Origin of the sequence: Stutzerimonas kunmingensis (assembly GCF_900114065.1) — a bacterium.
Lineage (GTDB): Bacteria > Pseudomonadota > Gammaproteobacteria > Pseudomonadales > Pseudomonadaceae > Stutzerimonas > Stutzerimonas kunmingensis.
In genome coordinates this window covers 1-16,080 of record NZ_FORS01000019.1, presented here as the reverse complement: position 1 = coordinate 16,080, position 16,080 = coordinate 1, and the positions used below count along the sequence as shown (strand labels likewise).

At 58.1% G+C, this 16,080-nt stretch carries 13 protein-coding genes and 1 tRNA gene; all 14 read left to right on the top strand.

What is annotated here, in order from left to right:
* Positions 1 to 99: EF-Tu C-terminal domain-related protein (locus tag BM275_RS21525; protein WP_478219195.1), on the top strand; the 99-nt coding region annotated here is incomplete at its 5' end.
* Positions 100 to 150: 51 nt separating this feature from the next.
* Positions 151 to 226: transfer RNA gene (locus BM275_RS21520), tRNA-Trp, on the top strand.
* Between the two features lie 42 nt (positions 227 to 268).
* Positions 269 to 637: a preprotein translocase subunit SecE gene (gene secE, locus BM275_RS21515; protein ID WP_014821639.1), complete on the top strand. Its 369-nt coding sequence runs from the start codon at positions 269 to 271 to the stop codon at positions 635 to 637.
* 9 nt (positions 638 to 646) lie between these two features.
* Positions 647 to 1,180, top strand: coding sequence for a transcription termination/antitermination protein NusG (gene nusG, locus BM275_RS21510; RefSeq protein WP_014821638.1), 534 nt, complete (start codon positions 647 to 649; stop codon positions 1,178 to 1,180).
* 112 nt (positions 1,181 to 1,292) lie between these two features.
* Positions 1,293 to 1,724 carry a 50S ribosomal protein L11 gene (gene rplK / locus BM275_RS21505; protein WP_014854239.1) on the top strand — a complete coding sequence of 144 codons (432 nt, stop codon included), beginning with the start codon at positions 1,293 to 1,295 and terminating at the stop codon, positions 1,722 to 1,724.
* Positions 1,724 to 2,419, top strand: a complete 696-nt coding sequence (gene rplA / locus BM275_RS21500) for a 50S ribosomal protein L1 (RefSeq protein ID WP_090523526.1) — start codon at positions 1,724 to 1,726, stop codon at positions 2,417 to 2,419. Before rplK ends, rplA begins: the two co-directional genes overlap by 1 nt.
* A 207-nt stretch (positions 2,420 to 2,626) precedes the next feature.
* Positions 2,627 to 3,127 (top strand): 50S ribosomal protein L10, encoded by a 501-nt coding sequence (rplJ, locus tag BM275_RS21495; protein ID WP_014854237.1) that lies wholly within the window; start codon positions 2,627 to 2,629, stop codon positions 3,125 to 3,127.
* Between the two features lie 75 nt (positions 3,128 to 3,202).
* On the top strand, positions 3,203 to 3,571 hold the full coding sequence (rplL, locus tag BM275_RS21490) for a 50S ribosomal protein L7/L12 (RefSeq protein WP_090523524.1): 369 nt from the start codon (positions 3,203 to 3,205) through the stop codon (positions 3,569 to 3,571).
* Between the two features lie 213 nt (positions 3,572 to 3,784).
* Positions 3,785 to 7,855 (top strand): DNA-directed RNA polymerase subunit beta, encoded by a 4,071-nt coding sequence (gene rpoB / locus BM275_RS21485; RefSeq protein WP_090523521.1) that lies wholly within the window; start codon positions 3,785 to 3,787, stop codon positions 7,853 to 7,855.
* 65 nt (positions 7,856 to 7,920) lie between these two features.
* Positions 7,921 to 12,120 (top strand): DNA-directed RNA polymerase subunit beta', encoded by a 4,200-nt coding sequence (rpoC, locus tag BM275_RS21480; RefSeq protein WP_014821635.1) that lies wholly within the window; start codon positions 7,921 to 7,923, stop codon positions 12,118 to 12,120.
* Between the two features lie 140 nt (positions 12,121 to 12,260).
* Complete coding sequence (rpsL, locus tag BM275_RS21475) at positions 12,261 to 12,632, top strand: 30S ribosomal protein S12 (RefSeq protein ID WP_003280832.1); 372 nt, start codon at positions 12,261 to 12,263, stop codon at positions 12,630 to 12,632.
* 98 nt (positions 12,633 to 12,730) lie between these two features.
* Positions 12,731 to 13,201 carry a 30S ribosomal protein S7 gene (gene rpsG, locus BM275_RS21470; protein ID WP_003280834.1) on the top strand — a complete coding sequence of 157 codons (471 nt, stop codon included), beginning with the start codon at positions 12,731 to 12,733 and terminating at the stop codon, positions 13,199 to 13,201.
* A 30-nt stretch (positions 13,202 to 13,231) separates the two neighbouring features.
* Entirely contained in the window at positions 13,232 to 15,352 is a 2,121-nt protein-coding gene (fusA, locus tag BM275_RS21465) for an elongation factor G (protein WP_014821634.1), read from the top strand.
* A 30-nt stretch (positions 15,353 to 15,382) separates the two neighbouring features.
* Positions 15,383 to 16,080: GTP-binding protein (locus BM275_RS21460; protein ID WP_139229601.1), on the top strand; the 698-nt coding region annotated here is incomplete at its 3' end.

The window sequence follows — 16,080 nt, the reverse complement described above, 5'->3', positions numbered from 1 at the left end:
CTGATCAAGCCGATCGCCATGGAAGACGGCCTGCGCTTCGCAATTCGCGAAGGTGGTCGTACCGTTGGTGCCGGCGTGGTTGCCAAGATCGTCGAATAACGATTGATCTGTTTGAAGCGGGTCGGCATAATAGTCGGCCTGACTCTTTCTAGGCCAGTAGCTCAATTGGCAGAGCGGCGGTCTCCAAAACCGCAGGTTGGGGGTTCGATTCCCTCCTGGCCTGCCATTTTCAATATCGAATTTGGCAGTCTTTACAGGGTTCTAGCAGATGAATATCAAAGCTGAAGCCAATGACGCGCGCTTCGATCTGGTGAAGTGGCTTGTTGTGGCTGCTTTGGTGGTGGTTGCTGTGGTTGGTAACCAATACTACTCCGCTGAGCCGATTCTCTATCGTGTCCTTGCAGTGCTGGCGATAGGCGTAGTTGCTGCGTTTGTTGCTTTGCAGACGTCCAAAGGGCGTTCGTTCGCTGTGTTGCTGAAAGAAGCGCGTGGCGAGATTCGCAAGGTCGTCTGGCCGACCCGTCAAGAAACCACGCAGACAACGTTGATCGTTGTTGTTGTTGTTTTGGTGATGGCGCTGCTGTTGTGGGGGCTTGATTCCCTGCTCGGTTGGTTGGTCTCCATGGTTGTTGGTTAAGGGTGTCTCGTGGCTAAGCGTTGGTATGTTGTGCATGCTTACTCGGGTTACGAGAAGCACGTCATGCGCTCTCTTGTTGAGCGTGTCAAGCTTGCCGGCATGGAAGATGAGTTCGGCGAGATTCTCGTTCCCACCGAAGAGGTGGTCGAGATGCGTAACGGGCAGAAGCGCAAGAGTGAGCGAAAGTTCTTCCCTGGTTACGTTCTGGTTCAGATGGAAATGAGTGAGGGTACTTGGCACCTCGTCAAGGATACTCCTCGAGTAATGGGTTTCATTGGTGGTACGGCTGACAAGCCAGCACCCATTACCGATAAAGAGGCCGAGGCTATCCTTCGTCGCGTTGCTGACGGAAGTGACAAGCCGAAGCCGAAGACGCTCTTCGAGCCGGGTGAGGTGGTGCGGGTGGCGGATGGCCCCTTCGCTGACTTCAATGGTGTGGTCGAAGAGGTCAACTACGAGAAGAGTCGCATTCAGGTCGCGGTTCTGATCTTCGGTCGCTCCACGCCGGTAGAGCTGGAGTTCAGCCAGGTCGAGAAGGTCTAGCTGAAGTATGCATCCCTTACCCCGCAGCTAACGGCTGCGGGGTTTTGTCGTCACTGGGATAAACAAGTAACAAGGGGAGCCGAAAGGCGTTCGAACCCGTAACGGAGTAGCTATGGCTAAGAAGATTCAAGCTTATATCAAGCTTCAGGTAAAGGCCGGTCAGGCCAACCCGTCGCCGCCGGTCGGCCCTGCACTGGGTCAGCATGGCGTGAACATTATGGAGTTCTGCAAGGCGTTCAATGCCCGCACTCAAGGTCAGGAGCCTGGTCTGCCGACTCCGGTGATCATCACTGTCTACAGTGACCGCAGCTTCACTTTTGAAACCAAGAGCACCCCGGCAGCCGTGCTGCTGAAGAAAGCTGCTGGCGTTACCAGCGGTTCCGCTCGTCCCAATACCCAGAAGGTCGGCACCGTTACCCGTGCCCAGCTGGAAGAGATCGCCAAGACCAAGCAGGCTGATCTGACCGCTGCCGAACTGGAAGCTGCCGTACGGACCATCGCAGGTTCGGCTCGCAGCATGGGCCTGAACGTGGAGGGTGTGTAATGGCCAAGTTGACCAAGCGCCAGAAGGTGATCGCCCAGAAGATCGAAGCGGGCAAGCAGTACGGTTTCGAAGAGGCTGCAACTCTGCTGTCCGAACTGTCGGCCGTTAAGTTCGCCGAATCCTTCGATATCGCCATCAACCTGGGTGTTGATCCGCGTAAATCCGATCAGGTCGTTCGTGGTGCAACCGTTCTGCCGAACGGCACCGGCAAGACCGTCCGCGTTGCCGTGTTCACCCAGGGGCCTGCTGCCGAAGCAGCTCTGGCTGCCGGCGCCGATCGCGTTGGTATGGACGAGCTGGCTGCCGAGATGAAGGGCGGCGACCTGAACTATGACGTGGTTATCGCCTCCCCCGATGCGATGCGTGTTGTGGGTCAGCTGGGCCAGATCCTCGGTCCGCGTGGCCTGATGCCGAACCCGAAGGTAGGCACCGTGACTCCGGACGTTGCGACCGCTGTCAAGAATGCCAAGGCGGGTCAGGTGCGTTTCCGTACCGACAAGAACGGCATCATTCACAGCTCCGTGGGCAAGGTCGGCTTTGAAGCCGGTCAGCTCAAGCAGAACGTCGAGGCGCTGCTGTCGGACCTCAAGCGTCTGAAGCCGTCCACCTCCAAAGGTATCTACGTCAAGCGCGTGACCCTGAGCACCACCATGGGTCCGGGACTGGTCATCGATCAGGCTTCGCTCGACGCGTAAGACAAAACCGCCCCGCAGGTCGGGGCGGTGCATATTGGGGTCCCTGCCTGGCGGGGGCTATCCAAGACCGTAGGCGGCGCAAGCCTTAAACCGCTGAAGCTCGCTTCTCCAGGCCTACGCAGAGGTGCTCCCGATTCGTACCGAATCAGACACCAAAACCCGTCCGGTTTCGACCGGATGAACCGGTAACATCCAGGAGTAAAACCCGTGGCAATCAAACTCGAAGACAAGAAGGCCATCGTCGCTGAAGTCAACGAGGCTGCCAGTGCTGCCCTGTCCGCTGTCGTGGCCGATGCCCGTGGCGTGACCGTGGGGGCCATGACCGGACTCCGTAAAGAGGCCCGCGAGGCTGGCGTTTACGTGCGTGTCGTGCGTAACACCCTGCTCAAGCGCGCCGTTGAAGGCACTCAGTTCGACGTGCTCAACGACGTGTTCAAAGGCCCGACCCTGATCGCATTCTCCAACGAGCATCCGGGCGCTGCTGCCCGTATCTTCAAGGAATTCGCCAAGGGTCAGGACAAGTTCGAGATCAAGGCCGCTGCGTTCGAGGGTCAGTTCCTCGCAGCCAATCAGATCGACGTGCTGGCAACCCTGCCGACCTACGACGAAGCCATTTCGCAGCTGATGAGCGTGATCCAAGGCGCTACCAGCAAGCTGGCTCGTACTCTGGCGGCCGTTCGCGACCAGAAGGAAGCCGCTGCCGCCTAAGGCAAGCGTGGTTCTTTCCAATCTCTTATGAATTAGATGGCCGCAGGCCGTCACCTATATACAGGAACTAGAGTCATGGCTCTGACCAACGAAGACATCATCAACGCCGTTTCCGAAATGTCCGTGATGCAGGTTGTTGAACTGATCAAGGCAATGGAAGAGAAGTTCGGCGTTACCGCTGCTGCCGCTACCGTTGCTGCTGCTGGCCCGGCTGCTGCCGCTGCCGAAGAGCAGACCGAGTTCACCATCGTCCTGGCCGAAGCCGGCGACAAGAAAGTGAACGTGATCAAGGCCGTGCGCGAGCTGACCGGCCTGGGCCTGAAAGAAGCCAAGGCTGTCGTTGACGGCGCTCCTGGCGTGGTCAAGGAAGGCGTTTCGAAAGAAGAAGCCGAAGCAGCCAAGAAGACTCTGGAAGAAGCAGGCGCCAAAGTCGAGCTCAAGTAAGCGACGACTTTGCGTCTACAGCCCGAGCGACTCGCGAAAGGCTGATGGCTGGTGGCTTTTGCCACCGGCCTTTTTCCGTTATGGAAAGTCAGCCCTGCTGGCTATTCCTCGGAAAGCCACTTTAGGGTGGTGCGAATCAAGGGATTCGCAAGATTTTCTGGCTGCTCCCGTCGGGAGAAGCCAACAAGCAGGTGACCAAGCTGGGGAACGCTGATGGCTTACTCATACACTGAGAAAAAACGTATCCGCAAGGACTTTAGCAAGTTACCGCACGTGATGGACGTGCCGTATCTTTTGGCCATCCAGCTGGATTCGTACCGCGAATTCCTGCAGGCGGGAGCGACCAAAGATCAGTTCCGCGACATTGGCTTGCATGCAGCCTTCAAATCCGTTTTTCCGATTATCAGCTATTCCGGCAATGCAGCGCTGGAATACGTCGGCTATCGCCTGGGCGAGCCGGCTTTCGATGTCAAGGAATGTGTCCTGCGCGGCGTGACCTTCGCCGTTCCGCTGCGCGTCAAGGTGCGCCTGATCATTTTCGACAAAGAGTCGTCGAACAAGGCCATCAAGGACATCAAGGAACAGGAAGTCTACATGGGGGAAATCCCCCTGATGACCGAGAACGGTACCTTTATCATCAACGGTACCGAGCGCGTTATTGTCTCCCAGCTGCACCGCTCGCCGGGCGTGTTCTTCGATCACGACCGTGGCAAGACTCACAGCTCCGGTAAGCTTTTGTATTCTGCTCGTATCATTCCTTACCGTGGCTCTTGGCTGGACTTCGAATTCGATCCGAAGGATGCCGTATTCGTCCGTATCGATCGTCGCCGCAAGCTGCCCGCTTCGGTACTTCTGCGTGCTTTGAATTACAGCACCGAAGAAATTCTCGATGCCTTCTACGACACCAACATCTTCCATGTGAAGGGTGAAACCCTTGCGTTGGAGCTGGTGCCGCAGCGTCTGCGTGGCGAGATCGCCACGTTCGACATCAAGGATGAGAACGGCAAGGTCATCGTCGAGCAGGGGCGTCGCATCACGGCTCGTCACATCAGTCAGCTCGATAAGTCCGGTATCAAAGAGCTTGAGATGCCGATGGACTACGTCTTGGGGCGCACCGTTGCCAAGGCGATCGTGCATCCGGCCACCGGCGAAATCATCGCGGAGTGCAACACCGAGCTGACGGTTGATGCCATGGCGAAGATCGTCAAGGCTCAGGTCGTTCGTTTCGAGACCCTGTACACCAACGATATCGACTGCGGTCCGTTCATTTCCGATACGCTGAAGATCGACTCGACCACCAACCAGCTTGAAGCGCTGGTCGAGATATATCGCATGATGCGTCCTGGCGAGCCGCCAACCAAGGATGCAGCCGAGACGTTGTTCAACAATCTGTTCTTCGCCTCGGAGCGCTACGACCTGTCCGCTGTGGGTCGGATGAAGTTCAACCGTCGTATCGGTCGTACCGAGATCGAGGGTTCGGGCGTTCTGAGCCGCGAAGACATCGTCGCCGTCCTCAAGACCCTGGTCGATATTCGTAACGGCAAGGGCATCGTTGACGACATCGATCACCTGGGTAACCGTCGTGTTCGTTGCGTTGGCGAGATGGCCGAGAACCAGTTCCGCGTTGGTCTGGTCCGTGTTGAGCGCGCCGTCAAAGAGCGTCTGTCGATGGCCGAAAGTGAAGGCCTGATGCCGCAGGACCTGATCAATGCCAAGCCGGTTGCGGCGGCGGTCAAGGAGTTCTTCGGTTCCAGCCAGCTTTCGCAGTTCATGGACCAGAACAACCCGCTGTCGGAAATCACCCATAAGCGCCGTGTCTCCGCACTTGGCCCGGGTGGTCTGACCCGTGAGCGCGCCGGCTTCGAAGTGCGTGACGTACACCCGACCCACTACGGTCGCGTATGCCCGATCGAGACTCCTGAAGGTCCGAACATCGGCCTGATCAACTCACTGGCTGCCTATGCTCGCACCAACCAGTACGGCTTCCTGGAAAGTCCGTACCGCGTGGTCAAGGAAGGCGAGGTCACTGATGAGATCGTGTTCCTCTCGGCGATCGAAGAAGCCGACCATGTTATCGCTCAGGCCAGCGCCAAGCTGGAAGGTCGCAAGCTGGTCGACGAGCTGGTTGCTGTACGTCACTTGAACGAATTTACCGTCAAGGCTCCGGAAGACGTGACCCTGATGGACGTGTCGCCCAAGCAGGTCGTTTCCGTCGCTGCCTCGCTGATTCCGTTCCTCGAGCACGACGACGCCAACCGCGCTCTGATGGGCTCGAACATGCAGCGTCAGGCGGTGCCGACTCTGCGTTCGGACAAGCCGCTGGTCGGTACTGGTATGGAGCGCAACGTGGCGCGCGACTCCGGCGTTTGCGTGGTTGCCCGTCGTGGCGGTGTGATCGATTCAGTCGACGCGAGCCGTGTAGTCGTACGTGTTCATGATGGGGAGGTCGAGACCGGCGAAGCGGGTGTCGACATCTACAACCTGACCAAGTACACCCGTTCCAACCAGAACACCTGCATCAACCAGCGTCCGCTGGTTCGCAAGGGTGACGTGGTGGAGCGTGGCGACATCATGGCTGACGGCCCTTCCACTGATATGGGGGAGCTGGCGCTCGGGCAGAACATGCGCGTCGCGTTCATGCCTTGGAACGGCTACAACTTCGAAGACTCCATCCTCCTCTCGGAGCGTGTGGTTCAGGAAGATCGTTTCACCACTATCCATATCCAGGAACTGACCTGTGTGTCGCGTGACACCAAGCTCGGTCCAGAGGAAATCACCGCGGACATCCCGAACGTGGGCGAAGCTGCGCTGAACAAGCTGGACGAGGCGGGTATTGTCTACGTTGGTGCCGAAGTCGGCCCGGGCGATATCCTGGTCGGCAAGGTGACTCCGAAAGGCGAAACCCAGCTGACTCCGGAAGAGAAGCTCCTGCGCGCGATCTTCGGTGAGAAGGCGTCCGATGTGAAGGACACCTCCCTGCGTGTGCCGACTGGCACCAAAGGTACCGTTATCGATGTTCAGGTGTTCATTCGCGACGGTGTCGAGCGCGACTCCCGTGCGCTGGCTATCGAGAAGATGCAACTCGACGAGATCCGCAAGGACCTCAACGAGGAGTTCCGTATCGTCGAAGGCGCTACCTTCGAACGCCTGCGCTCGGCTCTGGTTGGCGCGACTGCCGAGGGCGGTGCCGGGCTCAAGAAAGGTGCTGTCATCACTGACGAGATCCTCGACGGGTTGGAGCATGGGCAGTGGTTCAAGCTGCGCATGGCCGAAGATGCGCTGAACGAGCAATTGGAAAAGGCTCAGGCCTACATCTCCGATCGCCGTCAGCTGCTCGACGACAAGTTCGAAGACAAGAAGCGCAAGTTGCAGCAGGGCGACGACCTGGCGCCCGGCGTACTGAAGATCGTCAAGGTCTACCTGGCGATCAAGCGTCGCATCCAGCCGGGCGACAAGATGGCTGGTCGTCACGGTAACAAGGGTGTCGTCTCGGTCATCATGCCGGTCGAAGACATGCCGCATGACGCCAACGGCACGCCGGTCGACATCGTGCTCAACCCGCTTGGCGTACCGTCGCGTATGAACGTCGGTCAGATCCTCGAAACCCATCTGGGCCTCGCCGCCAAGGGCCTGGGCGAGAAGATCAATCTGATGCTCGAAGAGCAGCGCAAGGTCGCCGAGCTGCGCAAGTTCCTGCACGAGATCTATAACGAGATCGGCGGCCGTCAGGAAAATCTGGACGACCTGAGCGATCAGGAAGTGCTGGACCTGGCCAACAACCTGCGCAAGGGCGTTCCGATGGCTACTCCGGTATTTGACGGAGCCAAGGAGCGCGAGATCAAGGCCATGCTGAAGCTGGCTGATCTGCCAGAAAGCGGTCAGATGCAGCTGTTCGACGGTCGTACCGGCAACAAATTCGAGCGCACCACCACGGTCGGCTACATGTACATGCTCAAGCTGAACCACCTGGTCGACGACAAGATGCACGCGCGTTCCACCGGTTCCTACAGCCTGGTTACCCAGCAGCCGCTGGGTGGTAAGGCGCAGTTCGGTGGTCAGCGCTTCGGGGAGATGGAGGTCTGGGCGCTGGAAGCCTATGGCGCCGCGTATACCCTGCAGGAAATGCTCACGGTCAAGTCGGACGACGTGAACGGGCGGACCAAGATGTACAAGAACATCGTGGACGGCGATCACCGTATGGAGGCCGGCATGCCGGAGTCCTTCAACGTGTTGATCAAAGAGATCCGCTCGCTCGGTATCGATATCGATCTGGAAACCGAATAACCACGCACCGCCTGCGCGGCGCCCGGCACTGGCCGGGTGTCGCAGGTCCGTGAGGAGGAAAGGCCTTGAAAGACTTGCTGAATCTGTTGAAAAACCAGGGTCAAATCGAAGAGTTCGATGCCATCAAGATTGCCCTGGCTTCGCCCGAGATGATCCGTTCCTGGTCCTTCGGTGAAGTAAAGAAGCCGGAAACCATCAACTACCGTACGTTCAAGCCGGAGCGCGACGGTCTGTTCTGCGCCAAGATCTTTGGTCCGGTAAAGGACTACGAGTGCCTGTGCGGTAAGTACAAGCGCCTCAAGCACCGCGGTGTCATCTGCGAGAAGTGTGGTGTGGAAGTCGCACTGGCCAAGGTACGCCGCGAGCGCATGGCGCACATCGAGCTGGCTTCGCCGGTTGCCCACATTTGGTTCCTGAAGTCGCTGCCGTCCCGTATCGGTCTGCTGCTGGACATGACTCTGCGCGACATCGAGCGCGTGCTCTATTTCGAAAGCTATGTCGTCATCGATCCGGGCATGACTACCCTGGAAAAGGGTCAGCTGCTTAATGACGAGCAGTACTTCGAAGCGCTGGAAGAGTTCGGTGACGACTTCGATGCCCGCATGGGTGCCGAGGCTGTGCGCGAGCTGTTGATCCAGATCGACCTGGAGCACGAAATCGGTCGCCTGCGCGAGGAAATCCCGCAGACCAACTCCGAAACCAAGATCAAGAAGCTCTCCAAGCGGCTGAAGCTGATGGAAGCGTTCCACGGCTCGGGCAACCTGCCGGAGTGGATGATCCTCACCGTGCTGCCAGTACTGCCGCCGGATCTGCGTCCGTTGGTTCCGCTGGATGGCGGTCGTTTCGCGACTTCGGATCTCAACGATCTGTATCGCCGCGTGATCAACCGTAACAACCGTTTGAAGCGTCTGCTCGACCTGTCGGCGCCGGACATCATCGTGCGCAACGAGAAGCGCATGCTGCAGGAAGCCGTCGATGCGTTGCTGGATAACGGCCGGCGCGGTCGAGCCATCACCGGCTCGAACAAGCGTCCGCTGAAGTCCCTGGCTGACATGATCAAGGGTAAGCAGGGTCGCTTCCGTCAAAACCTGCTCGGTAAGCGCGTGGACTACTCCGGTCGTTCCGTGATCACCGTGGGCCCGACTCTGCGTCTGCATCAGTGCGGTCTGCCGAAGAAGATGGCTCTCGAGCTATTCAAGCCGTTCATTTTCGGCAAGCTCGAAATGCGCGGCATGGCCACCACCATCAAGGCGGCCAAGAAGATGGTAGAGCGCGAGCTGCCCGAGGTCTGGGACGTTCTCGCCGAAGTCATTCGCGAACACCCCGTGCTGCTCAACCGCGCACCGACCCTGCACCGTCTGGGTATCCAGGCGTTTGAGCCGGTGCTGATCGAAGGCAAGGCGATTCAGCTGCACCCGCTGGTCTGCGCCGCGTACAACGCCGACTTCGACGGTGACCAGATGGCCGTGCACGTGCCGCTGACCCTGGAAGCCCAGCTCGAAGCGCGCGCGCTGATGATGTCGACCAACAACATCCTTTCGCCAGCGAACGGCGAGCCGATCATCGTTCCGTCGCAGGACGTGGTTCTGGGTCTGTACTACATGACCCGTGAAGCCATCAACGCGAAGGGTGAAGGCCGGGTCTTCGCGGATCTGCAGGAAGTCGACCGTGTCTTCCGCGCCGGCGAAGCGTCGCTGCACGCCCGGGTGAAGGTGCGCATCAACGAAACCATCAAGGATCGTGACGGCAGCATCACCAAGAACACCCGTATCGTCGACACCACTGTTGGTCGCGCGCTGCTGTTCCAGATCGTGCCGGCCGGCCTGTCGTTCGACGTGGTCAACCAGCCGATGAAGAAGAAGGCAATCTCCAAGCTGATCAACCTGTGCTACCGCACTGTTGGCCTGAAGGACACTGTGATCTTCGCCGACCAGCTGATGTACACCGGTTTCGCCTACTCGACTATCTCCGGTGTTTCCATCGGCGTGAATGACTTCGTCATTCCGGATGAGAAGGCACGCATCATCGATGCGGCAACCGAGGAAGTTAAGGAGATCGAAAGCCAGTACGCTTCCGGCCTGGTAACCCAGGGCGAGAAGTACAACAAGGTGATCGACCTTTGGTCCAAGGCCAACGATGAAGTTTCCAAGGCGATGATGGCCAACCTCTCCAAGGAGAAGGTCATTGATCGTGATGGTAACGAAGCCGAGCAGGACTCGTTCAACTCGATGTACATGATGGCCGACTCGGGCGCGCGGGGTTCCGCTGCGCAGATTCGTCAGCTCGCCGGCATGCGTGGTCTGATGGCCAAGCCGGACGGCTCGATCATCGAAACGCCGATTACCGCGAATTTCCGTGAAGGTCTGAACGTACTCCAGTACTTCATCTCCACTCACGGTGCTCGTAAGGGTCTGGCGGATACCGCTCTGAAAACCGCGAACTCCGGTTACCTGACTCGTCGTCTCGTCGATGTCGCGCAGGATCTGGTCGTTACCGAAGTGGATTGCGGTACCGAGCAGGGCCTGTTCATGACCCCGCACATTGAGGGTGGTGACGTAGTCGAGCCGCTGGGTGAGCGCGTTCTCGGTCGTGTGATTGCGCGTGATGTACTCAAGCCGGGCACCGACGATGTGCTGGTGCCGGCCGGTACGCTGGTTGACGAGCAGTGGGTCGACTTCATCGAGTTGAACAGCATCGACGAAGTGGTCGTGCGCTCGCCTATTTCCTGCGAAACCCGCTACGGTATCTGCGCCAAGTGCTACGGCCGCGACCTGGCCCGCGGGCATCAGGTGAACATCGGTGAGGCGGTGGGCGTTATCGCTGCTCAGTCCATCGGTGAGCCGGGTACCCAGCTGACCATGCGTACGTTCCACATTGGTGGTGCGGCCAGCCGTACTTCTGCTGTCGACAACGTCATGGTTAAGAACGGCGGCACCATTCGTCTGCATAACCTGAAACACGTAGAACGTGCCGATGGTGCGCTGGTGGCGGTATCCCGCTCCGGTGAGCTGGCGGTGGCCGACGACTTCGGTCGTGAGCGCGAGCGCTACAAGCTGCCGTACGGCGCGGTGATTTCCGTCAAGGAAGGCGACAAGGTCGATGCGGGTGCTGTGGTCGCCAAGTGGGACCCGCACACTCACCCGATCGTCACCGAGATGAAGGGTGTCGTGACCTTCGTCGGCATGGAAGAGAACATCACCATCAAGCGCCAGACCGACGAGTTGACCGGTCTGACCAACATCGAAGTGATGGATCCGAAGGACCGTCCGGCATCGGGCAAAGACATTCGCCCAGCGATCAAGATGGTCGACGCCAATGGTAAGGAACTGCTGCTGCCGGGTACCGACGTGCCTGCTCAGTACTTCCTGCCGGCTAACGCCCTGGTGGGTGTGGCTGACGGTGCCGAGATCAACGTGGGTGACGTCATCGCACGTATCCCGCAGGAAACATCGAAGACCCGCGATATCACCGGTGGTCTGCCGCGCGTTGCTGACTTGTTCGAAGCACGTCGTCCGAAGGAGCCGTCCATCCTGGCGGAAATCAGCGGTACGATTTCCTTCGGTAAGGAAACCAAGGGCAAGCGCCGCCTGGTGATCACGCCTACAGACGGCAGCGATCCGTACGAGGAACTGATTCCGAAGTGGCGTCACCTGAACGTCTTCGAAGGCGAGCAGGTGAACAAGGGCGAGGTCATCTCTGATGGCCCGAGCAACCCGCATGACATCCTTCGTCTCTTGGGTGTCAGTGCGCTGGCCAAGTACATCGTCAATGAAATTCAGGACGTGTACCGTCTGCAAGGCGTGAAGATCAACGACAAGCACATCGAGACCATCCTGCGGCAAATGCTGCGCAAGGTTGAGATCAGTGAGTCGGGCGATTCCAGCTTCATCAAGGGTGACCAGATGGAGCTGACCCAGGTATTGGAAGAAAACGAGCGTTTGAGCGACGACGACAAGTTCGTCTCCAAGTACGTCCGCGTTCTTCTGGGTATCACCAAGGCATCGTTGTCGACCGAGTCGTTCATTTCTGCGGCGTCGTTCCAGGAAACAACGCGTGTTCTGACCGAGGCTGCCGTTACTGGCAAGCGCGATTATCTGCGCGGTCTCAAGGAGAACGTAGTCGTGGGTCGCCTGATTCCAGCTGGTACGGGCCTGCAGTATCACAGCGAGCGTAAGCGCAAGCGTGAAGCCGACAAGCCCGTTCGTGTGAGCGCCGATGAGGTCGAAGCAGCTCTGACCGAGGCGTTGAACTCCAGCGGTAACTAAAGTGCTTGGCCTCGGTTACAAGCCGGGGCCTGCCTTGACGGTGGGCGAGAAGCTCTTTAGACTCTCGTACCCCTAATTTGGCGGGGCTTCGTGCCCTGCCATTTTTCGTTTGTGTCGAAAGACAACAGTGGAGCTAGTAGATGGCAACTATCAACCAGCTGGTACGTCAGCCGCGTAAGCGGGTCGTCGAGAAAAGCGACGTCCCTGCGCTGCAAAACTGCCCGCAACGTCGTGGCGTGTGCACTCGTGTGTACACCACCACGCCGAAGAAACCGAACTCCGCACTGCGTAAAGTGTGCCGTGTTCGTCTGACCAATGGCTATGAAGTCGCCTCGTACATCGGCGGTGAAGGTCACAACCTGCAAGAGCACAGCGTAGTGCTGATCCGTGGCGGTCGTGTAAAAGACCTTCCGGGTGTGCGTTACCACACCGTGCGCGGCTCGCTGGATACTTCCGGCGTGAAAGACCGTAAGCAGGGTCGTTCCAAGTACGGCGCCAAGCGTCCGAAGTAAGCAGCATTTCTATTTATTTGAGTCGATAAGAGTAAGGTCGGACGTAGCCTGCGCGTTACCGTTCCGAGCTAACCTGAAGACCGTTTGAGGGCTTATCAATGCCAAGACGTCGTGTAGCAGCCAAGCGCGAGATCCTTGACGATCCGAAATACGGAAGTCTGATCCTGGCCAAGTTCATGAACCACGTGATGGAAAGCGGCAAGAAAGCCGTTGCCGAGCGTATCGTTTATGGTGCCTTGGACAAGGTGAAGGAGCGCAAGAACAGCGATCCCCTGGAAATCTTCGAAAAAGCACTCGATGCCATCGCTCCGCTGGTCGAAGTCAAGTCCCGCCGTGTTGGCGGTGCTACCTATCAGGTTCCGGTCGAAGTTCGTCCTTCCCGTCGCAATGCGCTGGCCATGCGCTGGCTGGTAGATGCCGCGCGTAAGCGTGGCGAGAAATCCATGGCGCTGCGCCTTGCTGGCGAGCTGATGGATGCTTTTGAAGGTAAAGGCGCTGCAGTCAAGAAGCGCGAAGATGTCCACCGTATGGCTGAAGCCAACAAGGCCTTCTCGCACTACCGCTTCTAAATCAAGCGCAACTTTTACGAGGACCTTATTGTGGCCCGTACTACCCCTATCAATCGCTACCGTAACATCGGTATCTGTGCCCACGTAGACGCGGGCAAGACCACCACCACGGAGCGGATTCTGTTCTATACCGGCCTCAGCCATAAGATGGGTGAAGTGCACGACGGTGCAGCGACTACCGACTGGATGGTTCAGGAGCAGGAGCGTGGTATTACCATTACCTCTGCTGCTGTAACGACCTTCTGGCAGGGTTCGCGCGGTCAGTACGACAACTATCGCGTCAACGTCATCGATACTCCCGGTCACGTTGACTTCACCATTGAAGTGGAGCGCTCGCTCCGCGTTCTCGATGGTGCTGTGGTTGTATTCTGCGGTACTTCCGGCGTTGAGCCGCAGTCCGAGACTGTATGGCGTCAGGCCAACAAGTACGGTGTTCCGCGTATCGTCTACGTGAACAAGATGGACCGCCAGGGAGCCAACTTCCTGCGCGTAGTTGGTCAGATCAAGCAGCGACTGGGTCACACCCCGGTGCCGGTCCAGCTTGCTATCGGCTCCGAAGAGAACTTCGAAGGTCAGATCGATCTGATCAAGATGAAGGCCATCTACTGGAACGATGAAGACAAGGGCACCAGCTATCGCGAGGAAGAGATTCCGGCAGAGCTGATGGATCTGGCTGAAGAGTATCGCTCCAACATGATCGAGGCTGCGGCCGAGGCCAACGAAGAGCTGATGAACAAGTATCTCGAGGGTGGTGAGCTCACCGTTGACGAGATCAAGGCTGGTCTGCGTCAGCGCACGATTGCCTGTGAAATCGTTCCGGCTGTCTGTGGCTCGTCCTTCAAGAACAAGGGCGTGCCTCTGGTTCTCGATGCCGTTATCGACTTCCTGCCTGCGCCGACTGAAATTCCCGCAATCCAGGGCGTAAATCCGGATAACGAAGAGCTGACCGATGAGCGTTACGCCAACGATGAAGAGCCTTTCTCCGCTCTGGCGTTCAAGATCGCTACCGACCCCTTCGTCGGTACCTTGACCTTCGCTCGCGTCTACTCCGGCGTTCTCTCTTCCGGTGACTCGGTGATGAACTCGGTCAAGGGCAAGAAGGAGCGCGTGGGTCGGATGGTGCAGATGCACGCCAACCAGCGTGAAGAGATCAAGGAGTGTCGCGCGGGTGATATCGCTGCTCTGATCGGCATGAAGGATGTCACCACTGGTGACACGCTCTGCTCGATCGACAAGCCGATCATTCTCGAGCGCATGGACTTCCCTGAGCCGGTAATTTCGGTTGCCGTTGAGCCGAAGACTAAGGCTGACCAGGAGAAGATGGGTATCGCGCTGGGCAAGCTGGCTCAGGAAGATCCATCGTTCCGTGTTCAGACCGACGAAGAAACCGGTCAGACCATCATCTCGGGTATGGGTGAGCTTCACCTCGACATCCTTGTCGATCGTATGCGTCGCGAGTTCAACGTCGAAGCCAACATCGGCAAGCCGCAGGTGTCTTACCGCGAAACTATCACCAAGGACAATGTCGAGATCGAAGGTAAGTTCGTTCGTCAGTCCGGTGGTCGCGGCCAGTTCGGTCATTGCTGGATCCGTTTCTCCACTCCGGACGTGGATGAAAAGGGCAATATCACTGAAGGCTTGGTGTTCACCAACGAAGTGGTAGGTGGTGTAGTTCCGAAGGAATACATCCCGGCGATCCAGAAGGGAATCGAAGAGCAGATGAAGAACGGCGTTGTCGCCGGCTATCCGCTGATCGGCCTGAAGGCTACCGTGTTCGATGGTTCCTACCATGACGTCGACTCTAACGAGATGGCGTTCAAGGTTGCAGCTTCCATGGCGACCAAGCAGCTGGCCGGTAAGGGCGGCGGTAAAGTGCTTGAGCCGATCATGAAGGTTGAAGTGGTGACCCCTGAAGACTACATGGGCGATGTAATGGGTGACCTGAACCGTCGTCGTGGTCTGATCCAGGGTATGGAAGACTCGGTCTCCGGCAAGGTTATCCGTGCCGAGGTTCCGCTTGGGGAAATGTTCGGTTATGCAACCGACGTTCGTTCCATGTCTCAGGGTCGCGCGAGCTACTCCATGGAATTCTCCAAATACGCTGAGGCGCCGGCGAATATCGTCGAGACGCTCGTCAAAAAACAAGGTTGATTCAGCCCTTTAAGTAAGAGGTTTACTGTCGTGGCTAAGGAAAAGTTCGAACGTAACAAACCGCACGTCAACGTCGGCACCATTGGTCACGTCGACCATGGCAAGACCACTCTGACTGCTGCTCTGACTCGCGTGTGCTCCGAAGTTTTCGGCTCCGCTCGTGTCGACTTCGACAAGATCGATAGCGCGCCGGAAGAGAAGGCTCGCGGTATCACCATCAACACCGCTCACGTAGAGTACGACTCCAATGTCCGTCACTACGCGCATGTTGACTGCCCGGGTCACGCTGACTATGTGAAGAACATGATCACCGGTGCTGCCCAGATGGATGGTGCGATCCTGGTTTGCTCCGCTGCTGACGGCCCCATGCCGCAGACTCGCGAGCACATCCTGCTGTCCCGTCAGGTAGGTGTTCCGTACATCGTCGTGTTCCTGAACAAGGCTGACATGGTCGACGACGCCGAGCTGCTCGAGCTGGTCGAAATGGAAGTTCGTGATCTGCTGTCTACCTATGACTTCCCGGGTGACGACACGCCGATCATCATCGGTTCCGCGCTGATGGCGCTGAATGGCGAAGATGACAACGAGCTGGGCACTACTGCGGTCAAGAAGCTGGTCGAGACTCTGGATACCTACATCCCTGAGCCGGTTCGCGCCATCGACAAGCCGTTCCTGATGCCGATCGAAGACGTGTTCTCCATTTCTGGTCGCGGTACCGTTGTGACTGG

Bases quoted from the DNA above. Each gene is read 5' to 3' on its own strand.
- secE (WP_014821639.1), top strand. From the start codon at position 269: ATGAATATCAAAGCTGAAGCCAATGACGCGCGCTTCGATCTGGTGAAG.
- rplK (WP_014854239.1), top strand. From the start codon at position 1,293: ATGGCTAAGAAGATTCAAGCTTATATCAAGCTTCAGGTAAAGGCCGGT.
- rplA (WP_090523526.1), top strand. From the start codon at position 1,724: ATGGCCAAGTTGACCAAGCGCCAGAAGGTGATCGCCCAGAAGATCGAA.
- rplL (WP_090523524.1), top strand. From the start codon at position 3,203: ATGGCTCTGACCAACGAAGACATCATCAACGCCGTTTCCGAAATGTCC.
- rpoB (WP_090523521.1), top strand. From the start codon at position 3,785: ATGGCTTACTCATACACTGAGAAAAAACGTATCCGCAAGGACTTTAGC.
- rpsL (WP_003280832.1), top strand. From the start codon at position 12,261: ATGGCAACTATCAACCAGCTGGTACGTCAGCCGCGTAAGCGGGTCGTC.
- rpsG (WP_003280834.1), top strand. From the start codon at position 12,731: ATGCCAAGACGTCGTGTAGCAGCCAAGCGCGAGATCCTTGACGATCCG.